The following is a 23,317-nucleotide window of genomic DNA, read 5'->3' as shown; positions in this document are numbered from 1 at the left end:
GCTCAACGACTGACGTTTTGTGAGAACCGACCGCATGTACAAGCTCGAAGTCCAAGACCTGCATAAACGCTATGGCAGTCACGAGGTGCTCAAGGGTGTGTCCCTCAAGGCCGCCGCCGGCGATGTGATCAGCATCATCGGCTCCAGTGGCTCGGGCAAAAGTACCTTCCTGCGTTGCATCAACCTGCTTGAGCAACCCCATGCCGGCAAGATTCTGCTCAACAACGAAGAGCTGAAACTGGTGGCTGGCAAGGACGGTGCCTTGAAGGCCGCCGACCCCAAGCAACTGCAGCGCATGCGTTCGCGGCTGTCGATGGTGTTCCAGCATTTCAACCTGTGGTCCCACATGACCGCGCTGGAAAACATCATGGAAGCGCCGGTGCATGTACTGGGCGTGGCCAAGGCCGAGGCGCGCGAAAAGGCCGAGCACTACCTGAACAAGGTCGGCGTGGCGCATCGCAAGGACGCCTACCCGGGCCACATGTCCGGCGGCGAACAGCAGCGCGTGGCGATTGCCCGGGCGCTGGCGATGGAACCGGAAGTCATGCTGTTCGACGAGCCGACTTCGGCCCTTGATCCGGAACTGGTGGGCGATGTGCTCAAAGTGATGCAGGCCCTGGCACTGGAAGGCCGGACCATGGTGGTGGTGACCCACGAAATGGGCTTTGCCCGGGAAGTGTCGAACCAACTGATCTTCCTGCACAAAGGCATCGTTGAAGAAAGCGGCAACCCGCGCGAAGTGCTGGTCAATCCGCAATCGGAGCGGCTGCAACAATTTCTTTCGGGCAGCCTCAAGTAATCGCTCCCGTTACGCACCTGATTCAGGTCATGCTGCGCATCGCGCGCCAGATGGTCTAATTTGGTTGCAGCCGCTTTTGGCTTTAACACTGTTTTCGCTTCGGATTGCCCACCATGACTGCCCATCGAATTGGTTTCCTGATTTGGCCCAGCACTAAAGCCTTGACGCTGGCGCTGGCCGAGGAGGCCTTGCGTGTTGCTCAGCGGGTGCATCCGGATGTCGTCTACGAACTGTCGTTTTTGCAGGCCGAGCCGCAGACCGAAGGCGCCTGGCAGCTACCGGGCGAACCCTGGGCCGGCAAGCTTGAAGGTTTCCAGAAGCTGTTTCTGCTGGCTGACGAACCCCCGACCGCTCTTGCGCCACCCCTGAGCAGCGCGCTCAAACAGCTGGTGCGTGCCGGTTGTGTGATTGGCGGTTTGTCCGCCGGTGTCTACCCGTTGGCCCAACTGGGTCTTCTCGATGGTTTCCGCGCCGCCGTGCATTGGCGCTGGCAGGACGACTTTTCCGAGCGTTTCCCCAAGGTCATTGCCACCAGCCATCTGTTTGACTGGGACCGCGATCGCCTGACCGCTTGCGGTGGCATGTCGGTGCTCGATCTGCTGCTGGCTGTGTTGGCGCGCGATCACGGCGCGGAACTGGCCGGCGCGGTCTCGGAAGAACTGGTGGTCGAGCGCATCCGCGAGGGGGGTGAGCGCCAGCGCATCCCGTTGCAGAACCGTCTGGGCTCCAGCCATCCGAAGCTCACCCAGGCCGTGCTGTTGATGGAAGCCAACATCGAAGAACCGCTGACCACCGACGAAATTGCCCAGCATGTGTGCGTGTCCCGTCGCCAGTTGGAGCGGATTTTCAAGCAATACCTCAATCGCGTGCCGAGCCAGTACTACCTGGAACTGCGTCTGAACAAGGCGCGGCAGATGCTGATGCAGACCAGCAAGTCGATCATTCAGATCGGCCTGTCCTGCGGCTTCTCCTCGGGGCCGCATTTTTCCAGCGCCTATCGCAACTTCTTCGGCGCCACGCCCCGGGAAGACCGCAACCAGCGGCGCAGCAGCAGCCCATTCGAATTGTCATCGGTGCCGTCCGAACGCGGCTAGGGTCGGCGCCTCCTCTGTAAGGGCGGGGGTATGTAACCCTGTGGCGAGGGGATTTATCCCCGTTGGGTTGCGAAGCAACCCCAAGACAGTCAACCCAATCTATCTGGCACACCGAATTGCCTGCTTTAGGGTTGCTTCGCAACCCAGCGGGGATAAATCCCCTCGCCACAAGGTTTTGCATGGCCAGGGAAATGTAGAAGCCAACGCCTAAAATCCCGCGACAACGTTTAAACTGCGCCTTTGCGACGCTATTTGTCGCATTGCCATAAACCCGCTAAAAACGGGGGTTGGCGCTATAAGAAGTTGTCGCTTGGCGACAAGGCCGGGCTGAAAACTGTCCTTACAATCCCCTCATCGCTCGCCAGTTCCAGGCGGGTGTTCCTCTTCAGGAGACTCCGATGTCCGTTGAGCAAGCCGCCGTACAACGCGCCGATTTCGATCAGGTTATGGTCCCCAACTATGCGCCTGCTGCTTTCATCCCTGTGCGTGGCGCCGGTTCCCACGTGTGGGACCAGTCCGGTCGCGAACTGATCGACTTCGCCGGCGGTATCGCGGTCAACGTATTGGGACACGCCCATCCGAAACTGGTCGCCGCCCTGACCGAACAAGCGAACAAGCTGTGGCATGTGTCCAACGTCTTTACCAATGAGCCGGCCCTGCGCCTGGCCCATAAACTGGTCAATGCAACCTTTGCCGAGCGGGCTTTCTTCTGCAACTCCGGCGCCGAAGCCAACGAGGCCGCCTTCAAGCTGGCCCGTCGCGTCGCGTTCGATCGTTTCGGGAGCGAGAAGTACGAAATCATTGCCGCGCTCAACAGCTTCCACGGCCGTACGCTGTTCACCGTGAACGTGGGCGGGCAATCGAAGTATTCCGACGGTTTCGGTCCTAAAATCACCGGTATTACCCACGTCCCTTACAACGACCTGGCGGCTTTGAAAGCGGCCATTTCGGACAAGACGTGCGCCGTGGTGCTGGAGCCGATCCAGGGCGAGGGCGGCGTATTGCCGGCCGAGCTGGGTTACCTGCAAGGTGCCCGTGACTTGTGCGATGCCCACGACGCGCTGCTGGTATTCGATGAAGTGCAGACCGGCATGGGCCGTAGCGGCCACCTGTTCGCCTACATGCATTACGGCGTGGTCCCGGACATCCTCACCAGCGCCAAGAGCCTGGGCGGTGGTTTCCCGATCGCGGCAATGCTCACCACTGAAGCGTTGGCCAAGCATCTGGTAGTCGGCACCCACGGCACCACTTACGGCGGCAACCCGCTGGCGTGTGCGGTGGCCGAAGCGGTGATCGATACCGTCAATACGCCTGAAGTGCTCGAAGGCGTCAAAGCCAAGCACCGCAAGTTCAAGACCCGCTTGGAGCAGATCGGCGAGAAATACGGCCTGTTCACCCAGGTGCGTGGTTTGGGGCTGCTGATCGGCTGTGTGCTGAACGACGCCTGGAAAGGCAAGGCCAAGGACATTTTCAACGCCGCCGAACAGGAAGGCCTGATGATCCTGCAGGCAGGTCCGGACGTGATTCGTTTCGCGCCGAGCCTGGTGGTCGAAGATGCCGACATCGATGCCGGCCTGGACCGCTTCGAGCGGGCCGCGGCGAAGCTGACGCAAGCCTGATTTTTAAAGGCCGGACCTGATCCATTGTGGGAGCGAGCCTGCTCGCGATGCAGGCGACTCGATCTGCCTGATGGGCTGAGGCGATCCTGATCGCGAGCAGGCTCGCTCCCACAGCAAGACCGTTTTACACGTGCGTTGAAGCGCTTGCCGGTCCGGTATTTTTTCTTTGTGTCGACCAATGGGTCGAACCATTTATTTCAAGTAAAGGAGTGACACCATGCTGGTGATGCGCCCCGCACAAATGGCGGATCTGGGCGAGGTACAGCGTCTGGCTGCGGACAGTCCGATCGGTGTCACTTCCTTGCCGGATGACGTGGAACGCCTGAGCGACAAGATCGCCGCGAGTGAAGCCTCGTTTGCCGCCGAAGTCAGCTTCAACGGCGAAGAAAGCTATTTCTTCGTCCTTGAAGACACCGCGACCGGCAAGCTGGCGGGCTGTTCGGCCATCGTTGCCTCGGCCGGTTATTCCGAGCCGTTCTACAGTTTCCGCAACGAAACGTTCGTTCACGCCTCCCGTGAGCTGAAGATCCACAACAAGATCCACGTGCTTTCCCAGTGCCACGACCTGACCGGCAACAGCTTGCTGACCAGCTTCTATGTGGTGCCGGAATTGGTCGGTTCGCCCTGGTCGGAACTCAATTCGCGTGGGCGCCTGCTGTTCGTCGCCAGCCATCCGGAGCGCTTTGCCGATTCGGTGGTGACCGAGATCGTCGGCTACAGCGATGAAAATGGCGACTCGCCGTTCTGGGACGCCATCGGTCGCAACTTTTTCGACCTCAACTACGCTGCCGCCGAGCGCCTGTGCGGGCTGAAGAGCCGCACCTTCCTCGCCGAGCTGATGCCGCATTACCCGATCTACGTGCCGCTGTTGCCGGACGCCGCCCAGGAAGCCATGGGCCAGGTCCATCCGCGTGCGCAGATCACTTTCGACATCCTCATGCGCGAGGGTTTCGAGACCGATCATTACATCGACATCTTTGACGGTGGCCCGACTCTGCATGCCCGTGTCTCGGGGATCCGCTCGATTGCCCAGAGCCGCGTGGTGCCGGTCAAACTCGGTGAGCCCGTCAAGGGCGCCGGCCGGCAATACCTGGTGGCCAACGCCCAGTTGCAGGATTACCGCGCCGTTCTGTTGGAGCTTGACTACGCGCCCGGCAAACCGGTGACCCTGGATATGGAAGCGGCCGAAGCCTTGGGCGTCGGTGAGGGTGCCAGCGTGCGCCTGGTGGCGGTTTAACGCCTTACAGCGAAGTTTCGCGGGTGGCGCAAGCGGCCCGTTTGAGGAGATAGCATGATCGTTCGTCCCGTACGCAGCAGCGACTTACCCGCTCTGATTGCCCTGGCCCGCAGCACCGGCACCGGCCTGACCACCTTGCCGGCCAACGAGGAGCGCCTGGCTCATCGGGTCGGCTGGGCCGAGAAGACTTTTCGCGGCGAAGCCGGACGTGGCGATGCTGACTACCTGTTCGTGCTCGAAGACGACGACGGCCGTGTGGTGGGCATCTCAGCCATCGCCGGGGCCGTTGGGCTGCGCGAGCCCTGGTACAACTTCCGGGTCGGCCTGACGGTCAGCGCCTCCCAGGAGCTGAACATCTATCGGGAAATCCCGACGCTGTTTTTGGCTAACGACCTGACCGGCAACTCCGAGCTGTGTTCGCTGTTCCTGCACGCCGACTACCGCACTGGCCTCAATGGCCGCATGTTGGCCAAGGCGCGGCTGCTGTTCATCGCCGAATTCCCGAACCTGTTTGGCAACAAGATCATCGCCGAGATGCGTGGCATGTCCGATGACCGAGGCCGCTCGCCGTTCTGGGAAAGCTTGGGGCGACACTTTTTCAAGATGGAGTTCAGCCAGGCCGACTACCTGACCGGCGTGGGCAACAAGGCTTTCATCGCTGAGCTGATGCCCAAGTTCCCGCTGTACACCTGTTTCCTGTCGGAGGATGCCCGGGCGGTGATCGGCCAGGTTCATCCCGACACGGAGCCGGCGCTGTCGATGCTCAAGAGCGAAGGTTTCAGTTACCAGGGTTACGTCGACATCTTCGACGCCGGCCCGGCCGTTGAATGTGAAACCGGCAAGATCCGCGCGATCCGCGACAGCCAGGCACTGGTATTGGCCATCGGCACGCCGGGCGACGACGCCACGCCGTTCATCATGCATAACCGCAAACGCGAAGACTGCCGCATCACTGCTGCACCGGCGCGCTTGGCCGCGGGCACCTTGGTGGTTGATCCGCTGACTGCCAAACGTCTTCAACTCAACGCCGGCGATCAGGTGCGCGCCGTTGCGTTGTCCGCTGCTCGGGAGTCGAAATAATGAAGTCGCTGTACATCGCTGGAAGCTGGCTGGAAGGTCAGGGTGATCTCTTTGAGTCGTTGAACCCGGTGACCCAGCAAGTGCTGTGGTCTGGCAATGGCGCCACGGCGGCGCAGGTGGAGTCGGCGGTGCAGGCCGCGCGTCAGGCCTTCCCGGACTGGGCCCGTCGTTCGCTGGATGAACGTATCCAGGTGCTGGAGGCGTTTGCCGCTGCCTTGAAGAACCACGCCGATGAACTGGCCCACTGCATCGGTGAAGAAACCGGCAAGCCGTTGTGGGAAGCGACCACCGAAGTCACCAGCATGGTCAACAAGGTCGCCATTTCGATTCAGAGCTACCGCGAGCGGACCGGCGAAAAAAGCGGCCCCCTGGGTGACGCCATCGCCGTGCTGCGGCACAAGCCCCACGGTGTGGTGGCAGTGTTCGGCCCTTACAACTTCCCCGGCCATTTGCCCAACGGTCACATCGTCCCGGCCTTGTTGGCGGGCAACAGTGTGTTGTTCAAACCCAGCGAACTGACCCCGAAAGTCGCTGAGCTGACGGTCAAGTGCTGGGTCGAGGCCGGCCTGCCGGCGGGCGTGCTGAACCTGCTGCAAGGCGCGCGGGAAACCGGTATCGCCCTGGCGGCCAATCCGGGCATCGACGGGTTGTTCTTCACCGGCTCCAGCCGCACCGGCAACCTGTTGCATCAACAGTTTTCCGGGCGCCCGGACAAGATCCTGGCGCTGGAAATGGGCGGAAATAATCCGCTGGTGGTGGATGAGGTGGCGGACGTCGACGCGGCGGTCTACACCATCATTCAGTCGGCCTTCATTTCTGCCGGGCAGCGCTGTACCTGCGCGCGCCGCCTGTTGGTGCCCGAAGGGGCGTGGGGCGATGCCTTGCTGGCGCGCCTGGTGGCGGTCAGCTCGACGCTGGAAGTCGGCGCCTTTGATCAGCAACCGGCGCCATTCATGGGCTCGGTGATTTCCCTGGCCGCAGCGAAGGCGCTGATGGATGCGCAGAACCATTTGCTGGGCCTGGGCGCCGTGCCGCTGTTGACCATGACCCAACCGCAAGCCCAGGCGGCGTTGCTGACACCGGGCATCCTGGATGTGACGACGGTAGCCGAGCGTCCTGATGAAGAACTGTTCGGGCCGTTGTTGCAGGTGATTCGCTACGCGGATTTCGCTGCGGCAATCACCGAGGCCAACAACACCCAATATGGCTTGGCTGCGGGTCTGCTGTCGGATTCCCAGGAGCGCTACCAGCAGTTTTGGCTGCAGAGCCGTGCCGGCATCGTCAACTGGAACAAACAACTGACGGGAGCGGCCAGCAGCGCGCCGTTCGGCGGTGTTGGGGCCTCGGGCAACCACCGCGCCAGTGCCTACTACGCGGCCGATTATTGTGCGTATCCGGTGGCGTCGCTGGAAACCCCGAGCCTTGTCATGCCGGCTGCCCTGACCCCCGGTGTGCGAATGTCTTGAGACCGCCATCGCGGGCAAGCCTTGCTCCCACAGATATGATGCAAAACCTGTGGGAGCAAGGCTTGCCCGCGATAGCCGCGCCGCGGTGTTCGATGAACCGTTACTTGATGCCTATAAAAAACAGATTCTCGTGGAGCCTCGCTGATGAAATCCTATGAAGTCAACTTTGACGGTCTAGTGGGGCCGACCCACAACTACGGCGGGCTCTCGTACGGCAACGTCGCGTCCCAGAGCAATAGCCAACAGTCCTCCAACCCCAAGGAAGCGGCGTTGCAGGGCCTGGCGAAAATGAAAGCGCTGATGGACATGGGCTTCCAGCAAGGTGTGCTGGCGCCACAGGAGCGTCCCGACGTGGCGGCCCTGCGTCGGTTGGGTTTTGCCGGCAGCGATGCCCAGGTCATCCAGCAGGCTGCCAAAGAAGCGATGCCGCTGCTGGTCGCCAGTTGCTCGGCCTCCAGCATGTGGGTGGCCAACGCCGCCACTGTCAGCCCAAGCGCCGACACGGCTGACGGCCGCGTGCATTTCACCGCCGCCAACCTGAACTGCAAATACCACCGCAGCATTGAACACCCGACCACCAGTCGCGTACTGGGGGCGATGTTTGCCGATCAGCAGCACTTCGCCCACCACGCCGCGCTGCCAGCGGTGGCGCAGTTCGGCGACGAAGGCGCGGCCAACCACACGCGTTTCTGCCGGACCTACGGCGAGGCCGGTGTTGAATTCTTCGTGTTCGGCCGCAGCGCCTTCGATACCCGTTTTCCCGCGCCGCAGAAGTACCCGGCGCGCCAGACCCTGGAAGCTTCTCAAGCGGTCGCTCGTCTGCATGGTCTGAGGGAGGAGGGCGTGGTCTACGCCCAACAGAACCCATCGGTGATCGACCAGGGCGTGTTCCACAATGATGTGATCGCGGTGGGCAACGGCGAAGTGTTGTTCTATCACGAGGATGCGTTTCTCGAGACCGACCGGATGCTGGCCGAGCTGAGCAGCAAACTCGCCAAGGTCGGTGGGAAATTTCAGTCGGTATGCGTGCCGCGTTCGGCGGTTACCGTCGATGACGCGGTACGTTCCTACCTGTTCAATAGCCAGTTGCTGTCGCGTCCCGACGGCTCGATGCTGTTGATCGTGCCGGAGGAGTGCCGCGGCAACGAACGCGTCTGGCAGTACCTGCAAGGCCTGACGGGCTCTGGCGGGGTGATCGGCGAAGTGAAGGTCTTCGACCTCAAGCAAAGCATGCAGAACGGCGGTGGCCCGGCTTGCCTGAGGCTGCGCGTGGCACTCAATGAAACCGAACTGGCCGCCGTCAACCCAGGGGTTATCATGACCGCGCCGTTGTACGATTCGCTGACCCAATGGGTCGAGCGTCACTACCGCGATCGCATGACCGAAAACGACCTGGCAGACCCGCAGTTGCTGCTCGAATGCCGGGCGGCATTGGATGAGCTGACACAAATCCTTAAACTTGGCGCGGTTTATCCTTTCCAGATCAATTGAAAGCGCGCGCGACCTGACTACAGTCAAAGCAGGGCGCGTTGCCTTTTTCCCCCGACGAGAACGTAAAAACATGAGCGATACCTTGCAACTGATCCTTGAAGACACCGACGGCACCCAACTGGAAACCTCCTGCACCCGCGTTGCGGTCATGTGGCAGGGCAAAGAGCTGTGGATCCAGCAGGACGGCCGCGGTCAGTTGCTGATCGGTGTCGATGTCGAAGAAGGCGATGAGGAATACGCCAACCTGTTGTTGCGCCCATTGGCGACCAACCTGGTGAGCCTGCAACTGGAAATGGAACCGGCCGACATGGGCGACGATGATCATGTCCATGGCCCGGATTGCGGCCACGACCATTAAGGAGCCGCGCTATGCTCGCCCTCGGCAAATTGCTTGAACTGACCCTCGCCGGCCGTGAACCGGCGGAGAAGACTCAACTGACTGTCGAGGGCGTACGGATGCGCTGGCTGAGCGAGGGCGCGCTGGAGGTCAAGCCGCCCCAGGCCCGGGACAATGGCCAGGACCTGTTGCTGTCAGCCGGTATCCACGGCAACGAAACCGCACCGATCGAATTGCTTGATCGGTTGCTGCACGACATCGCCCGTGGGGATCTCAAGCCACGGGCACGCATTCTGTTTCTGTTCGGCAATCCCGAGGCCATTCGTCGCGGAGAGCGTTTTGTCGAGCAGGACGTCAATCGGTTGTTCAATGGTCGCCATGAGTTGAGCGGCGGCGCCGAGGCGTTGCGGGCGTGCGAATTGGAGCGGTTGGCCGCCAGTTTCTTCAGCGTGCCGGACCGCAGTCGCTTGCATTACGACCTGCACACCGCCATCCGGGGTTCGAAGATTGAGCAATTCGCCCTGTATCCGTGGAAGGAAGGTCGCCAGCATTCACGCCGTGAACTGGCGCGGCTGCGCGCCGCCGGCATGGAAGCGGTGCTGCTGCAGAACAAACCGTCCATTGTGTTCAGCGCCTACACCTATGACCAGTTGGGTGCCGAGTCTTTCACCCTGGAACTGGGCAAGGCCCGGCCGTTCGGGGAAAACGACGGTGTCAACGTCAGCCTGCTGGAAACCCGTCTGCAACAGATCATCGAAGGCAGCGAACCCGAATCGGACGAAAGTCTGGACGGCCTGCAACTGTTCAGCGTCGCGCGGGAAATCATCAAGCACAGCGACAGTTTCCGCCTGAACCTGCCGGCGGACATCGAGAACTTCTCGGAACTTGGAAAAGGTTATGTGCTGGCCGAAGACATTGCCCAGACCCGCTGGGTGATCGAAGAAGAGGGCGCCCGGATCATCTTCCCCAACCCCAAGGTGAAGAATGGTTTGCGGGCCGGGATCCTGATTGTGCCGGCGACGGACGAAAACCTGGCCTGACCTGAATCCCAAACTGATACAAGCCTTTTGTGGGAGCGAGCTTGCTCGCGATGACGGAGTGCCAGTCGCCATTGCTGTCGACTGCTACATTGCTATCGCGAGCAGGCTCGCTCCCACATTTGGATCTGTGTCTGGATTTAGACCGCTACCGCCCGCTGCTCACTGCGCCGCAACGCCCGGGTCTTGTGCAGGGTATCGGCACAGGTCTTCGCCGCTTCCTGGCCCTTGTGCACGAAATGCTCAAAGAAGAACTTCTGATGTTCTTCCCCAGCGTGGAAGTGATGGGGAGTGAGTACGACCGAGAACACCGGCACCTCGGTTTCCAGCTGAACCTGCATCAGGCCGCTGATCACCGATTGGGCGACGAATTCGTGACGGTAGATGCCGCCGTCCACCACCAGGCCAGCGGCGACGATGCCGGCGTAGCGGCCAGATTTGGCCAGCAGCTTGGCATGCAGCGGGATCTCGAAGGCGCCGCCGACTTCGAAGAAGTCGATATCGCTTTCCTGATAACCTTGATTGATCATTTCGGCGACGAAGCCTTTGCGGCTCTGGTCGACGATTTCCTTGTGCCAGCAGGCCTGGATGAACGCGACGCGCTCGCCCGGATGATGTTTGCTTTTGCTGTCGATTGCGGTGGGTTGCATGTTCTGGTTCCTGTTTGTGTAAAAAACAGGGCGTCATGAATCGAAGGGGATTCGAGGGTGCGTCGCGCGCAGACAGTCGCAGACGGCCCTTGGGTGCCGATCCCGTTCTCTCTTCATCCGGACTATGACCGTCGGCCCCGGAATCACACCGGGTCTGCTGACCTTGACGCTACACCGCAAAAGCCGTGTATCGCCAAGCGCTCGCGGGCTATGCACCTTGCGTGCAATTACCGCCGGTGGGGAATTGCACCCCGCCCTGAGAACGTTTCGCCGCCATGGTTTTTGGCGGCGCAGGATTTTTAACACATAACCCCTGTGGGAGCGAGCTTGCTCGCGATAGCGGTGGTTCAGATTGCATTGATGTTGGATGCGCTGCCGCCATCGCGAGCAAGCTCGCTCCCACAGGTGTTCTGAGAGATCTTCAGGTGCAGGTGATCTTTTCCTTCGACTGGTCTTGATTAATCGTCGCCATGACCGCAGTAATTGACCTTCGAAAGGGAATTCCCCCCACCCGCACCCGAGGCCAGATTCATGAGCGTTATCGATCTTCGCAGCGACACCGTCACCCAACCTTCCGCCGCCATGCTGGATGCGATGGCCAGCGCGCCGACCGGCGACGATGTGTATGGCGAAGATCCGACCGTCAATCGCCTCGAGGCCGAACTGGCCGGGCGCCTGGGCTTTGCCGCGGCGCTGTTCGTACCCACCGGCACCATGAGCAACTTGCTGGGGCTGATGGCCCATTGCGAGCGTGGTGATGAATACATCGTTGGCCAGCAGGCTCACACCTATAAATACGAAGGCGGCGGGGCGGCGGTACTGGGTTCAATCCAGCCGCAACCCCTTGACGTGCAAGCGGACGGCTCTCTGGACCTGGAGCAAGTTGCTGCCGCGATCAAAGCCGATGACTTCCACTTCGCCCGTACTCGCCTGCTGGCGCTGGAAAACACCATGCAAGGCAAGGTCCTGCCGCTGGACTATCTGGCCCGGGCCCGGCGTTTCACGCGCGAGCACGGCCTGGCGTTGCACCTTGACGGCGCGCGGCTGTACAACGCCGCGGTCAAGTTGAACGTCGATGCCCGGGAGATCACCCAACATTTCGATTCGGTGTCGGTGTGCCTGTCCAAGGGCCTTGGCGCTCCCGTTGGCTCGGTCCTCTGCGGCAGCGTCGAACTGATCGGCAAGGCGCGCCGGCTGCGCAAGATGGTGGGCGGGGGTATGCGCCAGGCCGGGATCCTGGCTGCGGCGGGGTTGTATGCCCTGGATCATCAGGTCCAGCGCCTGGCCGATGACCACGCCAATGCCCAGCGGCTTGCCGAGGGCTTGCGTGGGGCGGGTTACGAGGTCGAGCCGGTGCAGACCAACATGGTCTACGTGCAGATGGGCGAGCGGGCCGAGGCCATCAGGGCGTTTGCCGCCGAGCGTGGTATCAAGCTCAGCGCAGCGCCACGCCTGCGAATGGTGACCCACATGGATGTCAGCGCCGCGCAAATCGACGAAGTGATCCGCTCTTTCGTCGACTTTTCCCGTAACTGACCCGCCAAGCGGCCCAATTGACAGTTTCTATCGCATAAACACGCTGTACCCCACGCGAAGGGCCGATATAATGCGGCCCTTTGCCGTTGCTTCGTCTGTTGACGTTTTGCACAGGCCTTTGGCCGCAGCCTCCGTGGAAGAACCTAATGAAAAGCGCAGAAATCCGTGAAGCCTTCCTTCGCTTCTTCGAAGAGCAAGGCCACACCCGAGTAGCCTCCAGCTCTTTGATTCCGGGCAACGACCCGACCCTGCTGTTCACCAACGCGGGGATGAACCAGTTCAAGGACTGCTTCCTGGGCCAGGAAAAACGTGCCTACACCCGTGCCGTCAGCAGCCAGAAATGCGTGCGCGCCGGCGGCAAGCACAACGACCTGGAAAACGTCGGCTATACCGCTCGTCACCACACCTTCTTCGAAATGCTGGGTAACTTCAGCTTCGGTGATTATTTCAAGCGCGACGCCATCACCTTTGCCTGGACCTTCCTGACCTCCGACAAGTGGCTGAACCTGCCCAAGGAGAAGCTCTGGGTAACGGTCTACGCCAGCGATGACGAGGCTTATGACATCTGGACCAAAGAGGTCGGTGTCCCGGCTGAACGCATGGTGCGCATTGGCGACAACAAGGGCGCGCCATACGCTTCCGATAACTTCTGGACCATGGGCGACACCGGCCCGTGCGGCCCTTGCACCGAGATTTTCTACGATCACGGCGCCGACATCTGGGGCGGCCCACCCGGCTCGCCGGAAGAAGATGGCGACCGCTACATCGAGATCTGGAACAACGTCTTCATGCAGTTCAACCGCACCGCCGATGGCGTGTTGCATCCGTTGCCAGCGCCGTCGGTCGACACCGGCATGGGCCTGGAGCGGATCAGTGCGGTGTTGCAGCACGTTCACTCCAACTACGAAATCGACCTGTTCCAGAGCCTGTTGAGTGCTTCGGCCAAGGCCATCGGTTGCAGTAACGACAACCAGGCTTCGCTCAAAGTGGTGGCCGACCATATCCGTTCCTGCGGCTTCCTGATTGCCGATGGTGTGTTGCCGTCCAACGAAGGCCGCGGCTATGTGTTGCGTCGGATCATTCGTCGCGCCTGCCGTCACGGCAACAAGCTGGGCGCCAAGGGCAGCTTCTTCTATCAGATCGTCGCGGCCCTGGTGGCCGAAATGGGCGAGGCCTTCCCGGAACTCAAATCCCAGCAGGCCCACATCGAGCGCGTGCTCAAGGGTGAGGAAGAGCAGTTCGCCAAAACCCTGGAGCAGGGGTTGAAGATCCTCGAGCAGGATTTGGCCGAGCTCAAGGGCAACGTGGTACCGGGCGATGTCGTGTTCAAGTTGTACGACACATACGGTTTCCCGATGGACCTGACGGGCGACATCGCCCGCGAACGCAACCTGACCCTCGACGAGGAAGGTTTCGAGCGCGAGATGGAAGCCCAGCGAGTGCGCGCGCGTTCCGCCAGCTCCTTCGGCATGGACTACAACAGCCTGGTCAAGGTTGACGTGGCCACCGAATTCACCGGCTACGCCGCCACGACCGGTTCGGCCAAGATCGTGGCTATCTATAAGGACGGGCAGTCGGTCGACATCCTGAGCGAAGGCCAGGAAGGGGTGATCGTGCTGGACCAGACGCCGTTCTACGCCGAATCCGGCGGACAGATCGGTGACAGCGGTTACCTGCAGGCCGGCAACTCGCGTTTCGATGTGCGAGACACCACCAAGACCGGCGGCGCATTCCTGCACCACGGCGTATTGGCCTCGGGCAGCCTGATGATTGCCGCTCCGGTAGCCGCGCATGTCGACGCCGAGGTTCGTCACGCCACCTCGCTGAACCACTCGGCTACGCACTTGCTGCATGCCGCGTTGCGTCAGGTACTGGGCGAGCATGTTCAGCAGAAAGGCTCTTTGGTGGACAGTCAGCGCTTGCGCTTTGACTTCAGCCATTTCGAGGCTATCAAGCCTGAGCAACTCAAGGCGCTGGAAGACATCGTCAACGCCGAGATCCGCAAGAATTCGCCGGTCGAGACCGAAGAAACCGACATCGAGACCGCCAAGCGCAAGGGCGCCATGGCGCTGTTTGGCGAGAAGTACGGCGACAGCGTCCGTGTGCTGAGCATGGGCGGCGATTTCTCCGTGGAGCTGTGCGGTGGTATCCATGCCAACCGGACCGGTGACATCGGCCTACTGAAGATCATCAGCGAAGGCGGTGTGGCTTCTGGTGTGCGTCGCATCGAAGCGGTCACCGGCGCGGCGGCCCTGGCGTACCTCAACGCCGCCGAAGAACAACTCAAGGAAGCGGCGAGCCTGATCAAGGGCAGCCGTGACAACCTGATCGACAAGCTCTCGGCTGTGCTGGAGCGCAACCGTCTGCTGGAAAAGCAACTCGAGCAGTTGCAGGCCAAGGCTGCCAGCGCCGCGGGCGACGATCTGTCGGCCCAGGCCGTGGACGTCAAGGGCGTGAAAGTGTTGGCCGCGCGCCTGGATGGCCAGGACGGCAAGGCACTGTTGGCGCTGGTCGATCAACTGAAAAACAAACTCGGCCGCGCAGTGATCCTGCTCGGCAGTGTCCATGAGGAAAAGGTCGTTCTCGTCGCAGGCGTGACCAAAGACCTGACTGGCCAACTCAAAGCCGGTGATTTGATGAAGCAGGCCGCTGCGGCAGTGGGCGGCAAGGGTGGTGGTCGTCCGGACATGGCGCAAGGCGGCGGCACCGACGCCGGCGCGCTGGACGCAGCACTGGCCCAAACCGTTGCATTTGTAGAGCAGGGTATTTAAGGCAGTGCTCCGGGGTCGTCGTCTAGTGACGACTCCGGTCGCTGTTGAGTGATTATTGGGCGCCCTTCATGGGCAGAGGCGGCTTTGAAATGGCTTTGATCGTACAGAAATTTGGAGGCACCTCGGTCGGTACTGTCGAGAGAATCGAACAAGTCGCCGACAAGGTTAAGAAATTCCGTGAAGCGGGCGATGACCTGGTGGTTGTGCTGTCGGCAATGAGCGGCGAGACCAACCGTCTGATCGATCTGGCCAAGCAAATCAGCGGCGACCAACAGCCGGTTCCGCGCGAACTGGATGTGATCGTTTCCACTGGCGAGCAGGTGACCATCGCCTTGCTGGCCATGGCGCTGATCAAGCGGGGTGTGCCGGCGGTGTCCTACACCGGCAACCAGGTTCGTATCCTGACGGACAGCGCGCACAATAAAGCGCGTATTCTGCAGATCGACGATCAGAAAATTCGCGGCGACCTGAAGGCCGGTCGCGTCGTGGTGGTCGCCGGTTTCCAGGGTGTGGACGAGCACGGCAATATCACCACTCTCGGCCGTGGCGGTTCCGATACCACGGGCGTGGCGCTGGCGGCGGCACTCAAGGCTGACGAATGCCAGATCTACACCGATGTGGATGGTGTCTACACCACCGACCCACGGGTGGTGCCTGTGGCTCAGCGCCTGGACAAGATCACCTTCGAAGAGATGCTGGAAATGGCCAGCCTCGGTTCCAAGGTGCTGCAGATCCGGGCCGTCGAATTCGCTGGCAAGTACAACGTTCCGCTGCGCGTTCTGCACAGCTTCAAAGAGGGTCCGGGCACCCTCATTACTATTGATGAAGAGGAATCCATGGAACAGCCGATCATTTCCGGCATCGCTTTCAACCGCGATGAAGCCAAGCTGACCATCCGTGGCGTGCCAGACACCCCCGGCGTGGCGTTCAAGATTCTCGGCCCGATCAGTGCCGCGAACATCGAAGTCGACATGATCGTGCAGAACGTCGCGCACGATAACACCACCGACTTCACCTTCACCGTGCACCGCAACGACTACCAGGCCGCTGAAGCGGTGCTGAAAAAGACTGCTGACGAGATTGGTGCCCGGGAAGTGGTGGGTGATACCAAGATCGCCAAGGTCTCGATCGTCGGTGTCGGCATGCGCTCTCACGCAGGCGTGGCCAGCCGTATGTTCGAATCCCTGGCCAAGGAAAGCATCAACATCCAGATGATCTCTACTTCGGAAATCAAGGTTTCCGTGGTCATCGAAGAGAAGTACCTGGAACTGGCCGTGCGCGCCCTGCACACGGCTTTCGAACTCGACGCTGCTGCCCGACAGGGCGAGTAAGGCGTTGTCTTGGGGCGCGGTTTACCGCGCCCTTTGTTTTTCTGAAAGGCGCGCTCCAAAACTGTTCTTTTGCTCGCGCTGGTCAATACTAGGCTTGTAGGCTGCGACCGTTTCGGTTCGTAGGGCCTACGCCTTTTTTTGCAGACTGTTGTCCCTGAACTGAATTGCGTGAGGAGAAAGGTATGCTGATTCTGACTCGTCGGTGCGCAGAGAGCCTGATTATTGGCGATGGCGAAATCACCGTGACCGTGCTCGGCGTCAAAGGAAATCAAGTGCGTATTGGCGTCAACGCCCCGAAAGAGGTCGCGGTGCACCGAGAGGAAATTTACCTGCGTATCAAGAAAGAGAAGGACGACGAACCAAGCCATTAATTTTTATCGTTTTTTATGTTTGCAAACGGGGATGAAGGTGGTTAATATACGCCCCGTGTTGCGGAGAGCTGGCCGAGTGGCCGAAGGCGCTCCCCTGCTAAGGGAGTACACCTCAAAAGGGTGTCGGGGGTTCGAATCCCCCGTTCTCCGCCATTATTTATTTAGTGCGACGTAATCTGGCTTTATCGGTAAGTTATTGAAATTACTGAAAAAAAGCGCTTTACAAAAAGATTCGGCGACCTATAATGCGCGGCAACAAATGCACTCGTAGCTCAGCTGGATAGAGTACTCGGCTACGAACCGAGCGGTCACAGGTTCGAATCCTGTCGAGTGCACCATTTAAGAGTTTTTTGCAGTGATGCAAATAACTTGGCTTCAACCAGTTGTGATCTGGTATAAAACCACAACTTGCACTCGTAGCTCAGCTGGATAGAGTACTCGGCTACGAACCGAGCGGTCACAGGTTCGAATCCTGTCGAGTGCACCAAACACCAAAAAGCCCGCGTTTAACGCGGGCTTTTTGCTGTCTGTGATTTGCCTTTCACGCACCCTTTCTCATCGAACACGATCTCTGCGCTGCGACCTTTTTTCGCTTTGTAGGTATATCGCGTGCTCGAATTCCTGATCTTGACCGAGTCGGGTCTGCCCAGGGCGCTTTCCACGTCCTGCTGGCTCATGCCACTGACGACTCGCCGGTTCATGATCGCTTCGCGGCGTTGTCTGGCATTGAGCAGGTTGCCACAGCGGTCTTCGAGTTGGCCGACAACAGTCGGTTCCTTGCGGTTGGCTTTGTTGCCGAATGTTTGCCGAAACTCTGCTTCGGGCAGCATGGCCTCTGTCATTGGCTCGGCCCTGCCCGGGCTGGTCGGATGGATCTGCTGAAGTGACAGGGTTTCTTCCTGTCGGCAACTCAGGGTGGTAAAGGTCACGTGCCCGGCGGTATTTTCGCAGCGATGCACGCTTTGCCCGGCAGCCCCCAAAGGCAGGCAGGGCAGGGCAGCGAGTAAAAACAGGTAGCGACTGACGAGCATCCTGACGTCCTCCTTGACGGTGAAGAAAAGAAGGTTAGCCGCTACATTTTTACCGGGGCGTGTGTTTTCTTTTCAGGATAAGTCGTCGTAGGCATAGAGGTTCAATCTGCGTTCAGGTATGTCTCGCAAGCGCTTGTTCTTGCCATGATTTTTTAACGTTTTAAAGCGTCAAGCGGTGTATGATTGCGCCCGTCAGCCCCGCCGGGGCTTGTGGAATATCCCATGGACTTACCCAGTAGTTACTCAATATCTCGTTTTACCAATCATGAACTGACTGATTGATCCTTCCGGCGTGCTCCACTGCTGGGAGTGGAGTTCGCCTATGACCGAAATAGAAGTAAAGAAAACGCAGGAAAGCCTTCAGGATCGCCTTGCTCAAGTCGTTGAGCTGCTGCATCGCCAGCGGGTGGTCGAAGACCTGACGCATCGCCAGGAAGGCCCGCATCACGACCTGGTCGAGAACCTGGTCCACCGGCAGAATCTCGTCGAGCTGCAACGCAAGCTCGATGACCTGCACTCCGCCGACGTCGCCTACATCCTTGAAGCCTTGCCGCTGGAAGAGCGTCTGACGGTCTGGCAGTTGGTCCAGGCGGATCGTGACGGTGACATCCTGCTTGAAGTGTCCGACTCGGTTCGTGAAACCCTGATCGCTGACATGGATGATCACGAGCTGCTGGCGGCGGCCAAGGAAATGGACGCCGACGAACTCGCCGACCTTGCGCCCGAACTGCCACGGGACGTTATCCACGAACTGATGGAAACCCTCGACGGCCAACAGCGCGAGCGCGTGCGTTCGGCGTTGTCCTATGACGAGGAGCAGGTCGGTGCGCTGATGGACTTCGAGATGGTGACCATCCGTGAGGATGTCAGTCTTGAAGTGGTATTGCGTTATCTGCGCCGTCTCAAGGAGTTGCCGGGGCATACCGACAAGCTCTTTGTGGTGGACTACGACGGTGTGCTTAAGGGCGTGCTGCCTATCAAGCGATTGCTCGTCAATGATCCGGAAAAGCAGGTAGCCGAGGTCATGGCCAGTGATCCGGTGAGTTTTCATCCGGACGAAGATGCCTACGATGCGGCCCAGGCGTTCGAACGTTACGATTTGATTTCTGCGCCCGTTGTCGACAAGAACGGCAAGTTGATCGGCCGTCTGACCATCGACGAAATGGTCGACCTGATTCGTGAGGAGAGCGAAAGCGAAGTCCTCAACATGGCCGGTCTGCGCGAAGAGGAAGACATCTTCGCCTCGGTCTGGAAGTCCCTGCGTAACCGTTGGGCCTGGCTGGCGGTCAATTTGATCACGGCTTTCATCGCGTCCCGGGTGATCGGCTTGTTCGAAGGTTCCATCGAAAAACTGGTGGCCCTTGCGGCGCTGATGCCTATCGTTGCGGGGATTGGCGGTAACTCCGGCAACCAGACCATTACCATGATCGTCCGCGCCATGGCGCTGGACCAGGTCAGTACCGGCAATACATCGCGATTGATGCGCAAGGAACTGGCCGTGGGCTTGATCAACGGTCTGGTTTGGGGTGGTGTGATCGGCGTGGTGGCATACCTGCTGTATGGCAGTTGGTCGCTGGGAGTGGTGATGACCGCCGCGATGACGCTCAACTTGTTGTTGGCGGCCTTGATGGGGGTATTGATTCCCATGACCCTGGCTCGAATGGGGCGTGACCCCGCCATGGGGGCCAGCGTGATGATTACCGCCATGACCGACAGCGGCGGATTTTTCATCTTCCTGGGGTTGGCGACGATTTTCCTGCTCTGATTCGCGCTTCAAGAAAGCCCGCCAATTTGGCGGGCTTTTTCGTGGGCGCCGGAAATCTCTGTCACCAAATGCCAGGCAAAAAAAAGCCAGCACAAGGCTGGCTTCAATATCTTGGATGCTATCAGGACGCGTCTGCGGTCATTTCTACGTCATGGGCAATCAGCGAAACGAGAGCGTTTTGCTGGCGATGAGAGAGTTGTCGGAATCGTTGAAGCAGCTCGCGTTCATGCAGTGACAGCTCTGGGCTGTCCAGTCGCATGCTGAGCTCTTCACCCAACGCACCTTCCTGAATAAGGCTTTGCTCAAGGCGCGCGATGATTTCGGAGTTCATGCTGCGGTGATGATTGCGAGCCACCTCGGCAATGCGTTCCCGCATTCCGTCTGGCAGACGTACGACGAACTTGTCAGCCGTACGGCTGGAATAAATTGCCTGTTTCATTGGGCGCATATATTTAACCGGTTAGTTCAGGGGAGCGGTTCTCGGGATTGGCCGCAGGATGTCGATAGGACAAGCCCCTTAGCCAAATGTTCAACCTGAATTGTTAAGAGGCCCGCATCATGCCTCAAAATTGCCAGATCATTGGCGCCAATTCTGTGACAAATATTGATCCGCGTAAAGGCGTTATGCCAGTACCCTTCGTCAAAAATGCGGACTGGTTGGAAAAATTTCCAGGTCCGCATCTTGTGACCACTGCATCGTGTCGATGTGCCATACCGTCTGGCGGATAACCATGACGCAGGCGGCGGCGCGATGCTGTCCTTGTATTGTATAGGATAGTGGCGATTTGCCGATTTACTAGAATGAGCAGGGTGGGGCCAGATGAGCGGCGGTCCGGTCCGGGGGCTACGATGGGAGACTTGGCGAGCGGTACATCTGCCTACACTTAAAAAGCCATGGACGACATGACAAACGCCAGGCTGACCGTTAACATGCACGCCGTCCAACGCACCGCGTTTCTCGTGGTCGACTTGTGTCTCAGTAGCTCAATTGGATAGAGCATCCCCCTCCTAAGGGGAAGGTTGGCAGTTCGAACCTGCCCTGGGACACCACCTTCCAATCCCATGATTCAGCGAATCAACGCTTCCTCTCTTGCGGGCCCTTTGCGCAAATTATCAATGGCTTGAACTCGCAGGTCAGGCCTTACGTGGCCGCCTCAACCAATCCCATTTCCTCATTGTTGTGACTGATTCCCCATTTTTCTACGAATCTGTATCAACTAATCCGGCAGTGTGAAACTTATCCCCCCCTTTGCTATCTGACCGTCTCGGTAGTTTGTAGGACTTTTCCTTCGCTACGAGCGGGACGCGTATCTCTTTTTTATTTGAGTCAGTGCACTGCTGTCCCGGCGGGCTGACCCACCGTGCCTTTTATTCCGGCCACAAGGATGTGACATGCACCGAGCAGCATTCTGTCGAACGCTTAAGCCGAGCGCTGCTCGCCGTCTTGAGGGCGCGCCCCGTTCGTTTCCATGTAACCCCAGGAATCTCTCGTTGTTTTTCCTGGCGGCGTGGATGTTGGGGGCGGGGGGCGTTGCACAGGCGGCAGGGCCTGAAGAGGAGTTGCTGCGCCAGCGCGAGCGCGAGCGCGTTCTGCGTGACCAATTGGAGTCTCGGCCGGACGTACGCCTTCAGGCGGCGCCGGTGACCGAGGGGGCCGAACGTTTGCCGGACAAGGAAAGCCCTTGCTTTGCCATCGACGATATCCGTCTGATAGGCGAGGCGTCGGAAAAATTTCAGTGGGCGCTGCGCGCCGCCAACCCCAAGCATGATCCCGCCCTGGGTCGGTGTTTGGGCGGCGCCGGGATCAATCTGACGATGAAGCGCATGCAGAATGCGATCATCGAAGCCGGCTACGTCACCACCCGTGTGCTTGCTGAAGCCCAGGATCTGAACAGTGGAGTTCTGGTACTGACCCTGGTGCCGGGGCGCATTCGCGAGATTCGTTTTGACGAGGGCACCAGCTCCCGCGCCAATGCCTGGAACGCGATGCCCGCCCGCCCCGGTGATCTGCTCAACCTGCGCGATATCGAACAGGCACTGGAGAACTTCAAGCGCGTACCCACCGCCGAGGCCGACATCCAGATCGCACCTGCCCGCGCTGCCGACGCCAAGCCTGGTGAAAGCGACGTAGTGATCGCTTGGAGTCAGCGGTTTCCGGCTCGCGTGAGCTTGTCGGTGGATAACTCGGGCAGCAAGACCACCGGCAAGTACCAAGGTAACGTCTCGTTGTCCCTCGACAATCTGCTGTCGCTCAACGACCTGTTCTACGCCAGCGTCAACCATGACCTGGGCGGTGGCGAGTCCGGGCAGCGCGGCTCCGACGGCAATACCCTGCATTACTCGCTGCCGTTCGGTTATTGGCAGCTGGGTTTTACCACGAGTGAATATGACTACGAACAGTCTGTCGCCGGTGCCACCCAGACCTATCTGTACCGTGGCGAAAGTCGCCACAACGAGTTGCGCCTGTCACGTCTGCTTTACCGCGATGCCGTTCGCAAGACCTCCGCCTGGGGCAGTCTGTGGACGCGTTCGTCGGAGAACTTCATCGACGACACCCAAATCGGCAACCAGAAACGGCGCATGGCCGGCTGGCAGTTCGGGCTGAACCATCGCGAGTTTATCGGCGCCTCGACCCTTGACCTGGGGGCCGCCTATCGTCGCGGCACGGGTGCCCATAACGCGCTCAAGGCCCCTGAGGAAGATTTTGATGCCGGCACTTCGCGCTCGCAGATCATCACCGCCGATGCTCAATTGCAAGTGCCGTTCGTGGCGGGTAACCAGCGCCTGCGCTACATCGGCGGCTGGCGTGCGCAGTGGAATCGTACGTCCCTGGTGCCCCAGGACCGTTTCTCGATCGGTGGGCGCTACAGCGTGCGCGGCTTCGATGGTGAAAACATTCTTTCCGCCGACCGTGGCTGGACATTACGCAACGAAGTCGGCCTGTCGTTGGGGCAGACCGGCCAGGAGCTTTATGCCGGTATCGACTACGGCGAGGTCAGCGGTCAAGCCAGTGAGTTCCTGATTGGCCAGCGCCTGGCGGGGGGCGTGGTGGGCATCCGTGGCGGCTACAAAGGCCTGTCATACGACTGGTCATTCGGCACACCGCTGAAAAAGCCCGATGGCTTCGAGACAGCAAACGTGACCAGTGCCTTCAATGTCATCTGGTCATTCTGAGGTGATCCCATGCAGTTCGAGACGCTAGACATCACGGCCCCCGGCCTGATCGATGAACCCTGGAACGAAGCCGCGGTGTTCGGCTCGGCCACATGGCTGTGGATGCACTCCAAAGCCCATCGCGATGCACCATTACACACTTTGCCAACGCTGTTGTTGCCAGCTCTCAAGCATCGCCAGTTCGTGCTCGGCAGTGAACAGGGCAAACCGGTGTTCTACCTGTCCTGGCTCAACTTCGACGAGGCCGCCGAACAGCGCTATTTGCAGCAGTCGCCGCTGGCGCTGACCGAAGCGGACTGGAATAGCGGCGAGCGTCTCTGGTTGAACGACTGGGTTGCTCCTTTTGGCCATACCGCTGCATTGAGCCGGTTGCTGCAGCGTCATTTGTTCCCCAATCGTTGCGCGCGCGCCCTCTATCACCGAGGTGAAGAGCGCGGCCTGCAGGTCAAGACCTTCCAAGGGATCGGCGTCATCCCTGAACAGGCCAAGGCCTGGTTTGCCGCTCATCCGCTGGCAATTGCACCGTAA

At 59.9% G+C, this 23,317-nt stretch carries 19 protein-coding genes, 4 tRNA genes and 1 riboswitch; of the genes, 20 read left to right on the top strand and 3 right to left on the bottom strand.

Features of this window, described 5'->3' with window-relative positions; translation table 11 throughout:
- Positions 1 to 34: 34 nt before the first annotated feature.
- The 9 genes from AC3I65_RS19910 to astE all read left to right on the top strand — a co-directional run bounded on the left by AC3I65_RS19910 (position 35) and on the right by astE (position 10,163).
- Entirely contained in the window at positions 35 to 799 is a 765-nt protein-coding gene (locus AC3I65_RS19910; protein WP_047228787.1) for an ABC transporter ATP-binding protein, read from the top strand.
- 113 nt (positions 800 to 912) lie between these two features.
- The gene (gene argR / locus AC3I65_RS19905; protein WP_047228786.1) at positions 913 to 1,893 is read left to right on the top strand and encodes a transcriptional regulator ArgR; all 981 of its coding nucleotides are present in this window, start codon (positions 913 to 915) and stop codon (positions 1,891 to 1,893) included.
- Between the two features lie 398 nt (positions 1,894 to 2,291).
- Complete coding sequence (locus AC3I65_RS19900; RefSeq protein ID WP_047228785.1) at positions 2,292 to 3,512, top strand: aspartate aminotransferase family protein; 1,221 nt, start codon at positions 2,292 to 2,294, stop codon at positions 3,510 to 3,512.
- Positions 3,513 to 3,729: 217 nt separating this feature from the next.
- Positions 3,730 to 4,749 (top strand): arginine/ornithine succinyltransferase subunit alpha, encoded by a 1,020-nt coding sequence (gene aruF, locus AC3I65_RS19895; RefSeq protein WP_047228784.1) that lies wholly within the window; start codon positions 3,730 to 3,732, stop codon positions 4,747 to 4,749.
- A gap of 54 nt (positions 4,750 to 4,803) precedes the next feature.
- The gene (gene astA / locus AC3I65_RS19890) at positions 4,804 to 5,829 is read left to right on the top strand and encodes an arginine N-succinyltransferase (RefSeq protein WP_076383737.1); all 1,026 of its coding nucleotides are present in this window, start codon (positions 4,804 to 4,806) and stop codon (positions 5,827 to 5,829) included.
- Positions 5,826 to 7,295 carry a succinylglutamate-semialdehyde dehydrogenase gene (gene astD / locus AC3I65_RS19885; protein ID WP_488524327.1) on the top strand — a complete coding sequence of 490 codons (1,470 nt, stop codon included), beginning with the start codon at positions 5,826 to 5,828 and terminating at the stop codon, positions 7,293 to 7,295. Before astA ends, astD begins: the two co-directional genes overlap by 4 nt.
- Positions 7,296 to 7,439: 144 nt before the next feature.
- Entirely contained in the window at positions 7,440 to 8,786 is a 1,347-nt protein-coding gene (gene astB / locus AC3I65_RS19880) for an N-succinylarginine dihydrolase (RefSeq protein ID WP_076383739.1), read from the top strand.
- Between the two features lie 70 nt (positions 8,787 to 8,856).
- A complete protein-coding gene (locus tag AC3I65_RS19875) occupies positions 8,857 to 9,144 on the top strand; it encodes a hypothetical protein (protein ID WP_047228780.1) in 288 nt (95 codons plus the stop codon).
- Positions 9,145 to 9,155: 11 nt separating this feature from the next.
- Positions 9,156 to 10,163, top strand: a complete 1,008-nt coding sequence (gene astE / locus AC3I65_RS19870) for a succinylglutamate desuccinylase (protein WP_047228779.1) — start codon at positions 9,156 to 9,158, stop codon at positions 10,161 to 10,163.
- A 137-nt stretch (positions 10,164 to 10,300) separates the two neighbouring features.
- On the opposite strand, the gene AC3I65_RS19865 is transcribed toward astE, so the two are convergent.
- Positions 10,301 to 10,810: a 6,7-dimethyl-8-ribityllumazine synthase gene (locus AC3I65_RS19865; protein WP_047228778.1), complete on the bottom strand. Its 510-nt coding sequence runs from the start codon at positions 10,808 to 10,810 to the stop codon at positions 10,301 to 10,303.
- A gap of 100 nt (positions 10,811 to 10,910) precedes the next feature.
- A riboswitch (FMN riboswitch) is annotated at positions 10,911 to 11,078 on the bottom strand.
- Positions 11,079 to 11,341: 263 nt separating this feature from the next.
- Here AC3I65_RS19865 and ltaE point away from each other — a divergent pair.
- The 7 genes from ltaE to AC3I65_RS19830 all read left to right on the top strand — a co-directional run bounded on the left by ltaE (position 11,342) and on the right by AC3I65_RS19830 (position 17,306).
- Positions 11,342 to 12,346, top strand: a complete 1,005-nt coding sequence (gene ltaE, locus AC3I65_RS19860) for a low-specificity L-threonine aldolase (RefSeq protein WP_188251974.1) — start codon at positions 11,342 to 11,344, stop codon at positions 12,344 to 12,346.
- A 146-nt stretch (positions 12,347 to 12,492) separates the two neighbouring features.
- On the top strand, positions 12,493 to 15,117 hold the full coding sequence (alaS, locus tag AC3I65_RS19855) for an alanine--tRNA ligase (RefSeq protein ID WP_047228776.1): 2,625 nt from the start codon (positions 12,493 to 12,495) through the stop codon (positions 15,115 to 15,117).
- 89 nt (positions 15,118 to 15,206) lie between these two features.
- Positions 15,207 to 16,448, top strand: coding sequence for an aspartate kinase (locus AC3I65_RS19850; RefSeq protein ID WP_047228775.1), 1,242 nt, complete (start codon positions 15,207 to 15,209; stop codon positions 16,446 to 16,448).
- Positions 16,449 to 16,630: 182 nt separating this feature from the next.
- Positions 16,631 to 16,819 (top strand): carbon storage regulator CsrA, encoded by a 189-nt coding sequence (gene csrA / locus AC3I65_RS19845; protein ID WP_003178872.1) that lies wholly within the window; start codon positions 16,631 to 16,633, stop codon positions 16,817 to 16,819.
- Between the two features lie 62 nt (positions 16,820 to 16,881).
- A tRNA-Ser gene (locus AC3I65_RS19840) sits at positions 16,882 to 16,972 on the top strand.
- A 108-nt stretch (positions 16,973 to 17,080) separates the two neighbouring features.
- Positions 17,081 to 17,157: transfer RNA gene (locus AC3I65_RS19835), tRNA-Arg, on the top strand.
- A 72-nt stretch (positions 17,158 to 17,229) separates the two neighbouring features.
- Positions 17,230 to 17,306, top strand: a tRNA-Arg gene (locus AC3I65_RS19830).
- A 19-nt stretch (positions 17,307 to 17,325) separates the two neighbouring features.
- On the opposite strand, the gene AC3I65_RS19825 is transcribed toward AC3I65_RS19830, so the two are convergent.
- Positions 17,326 to 17,850: a cell envelope protein SmpA gene (locus tag AC3I65_RS19825; protein WP_488524091.1), complete on the bottom strand. Its 525-nt coding sequence runs from the start codon at positions 17,848 to 17,850 to the stop codon at positions 17,326 to 17,328.
- Between the two features lie 322 nt (positions 17,851 to 18,172).
- On the opposite strand from AC3I65_RS19825, the gene mgtE reads away from it, so the two are divergent.
- On the top strand, positions 18,173 to 19,615 hold the full coding sequence (mgtE, locus tag AC3I65_RS19820; protein ID WP_047228773.1) for a magnesium transporter: 1,443 nt from the start codon (positions 18,173 to 18,175) through the stop codon (positions 19,613 to 19,615).
- A 121-nt stretch (positions 19,616 to 19,736) separates the two neighbouring features.
- On the opposite strand, the gene AC3I65_RS19815 is transcribed toward mgtE, so the two are convergent.
- A complete protein-coding gene (locus AC3I65_RS19815; RefSeq protein WP_047228772.1) occupies positions 19,737 to 20,063 on the bottom strand; it encodes an Arc family DNA-binding protein in 327 nt (108 codons plus the stop codon).
- A gap of 525 nt (positions 20,064 to 20,588) precedes the next feature.
- On the opposite strand from AC3I65_RS19815, the gene AC3I65_RS19810 reads away from it, so the two are divergent.
- The 3 genes from AC3I65_RS19810 to AC3I65_RS19800 all read left to right on the top strand — a co-directional run bounded on the left by AC3I65_RS19810 (position 20,589) and on the right by AC3I65_RS19800 (position 23,317).
- Positions 20,589 to 20,665: transfer RNA gene (locus AC3I65_RS19810), tRNA-Arg, on the top strand.
- A 462-nt stretch (positions 20,666 to 21,127) separates the two neighbouring features.
- The gene (locus AC3I65_RS19805; RefSeq protein WP_488524326.1) at positions 21,128 to 22,789 is read left to right on the top strand and encodes a ShlB/FhaC/HecB family hemolysin secretion/activation protein; all 1,662 of its coding nucleotides are present in this window, start codon (positions 21,128 to 21,130) and stop codon (positions 22,787 to 22,789) included.
- Between the two features lie 9 nt (positions 22,790 to 22,798).
- The gene (locus AC3I65_RS19800) at positions 22,799 to 23,317 is read left to right on the top strand and encodes a toxin-activating lysine-acyltransferase (RefSeq protein WP_160893179.1); all 519 of its coding nucleotides are present in this window, start codon (positions 22,799 to 22,801) and stop codon (positions 23,315 to 23,317) included.

The organism is Pseudomonas sp. N-1-13 (assembly GCF_057787095.1).
Note: the sequence above shows the minus strand (reverse complement) of the source record. Positions and strands in the feature narration are given on the sequence as shown.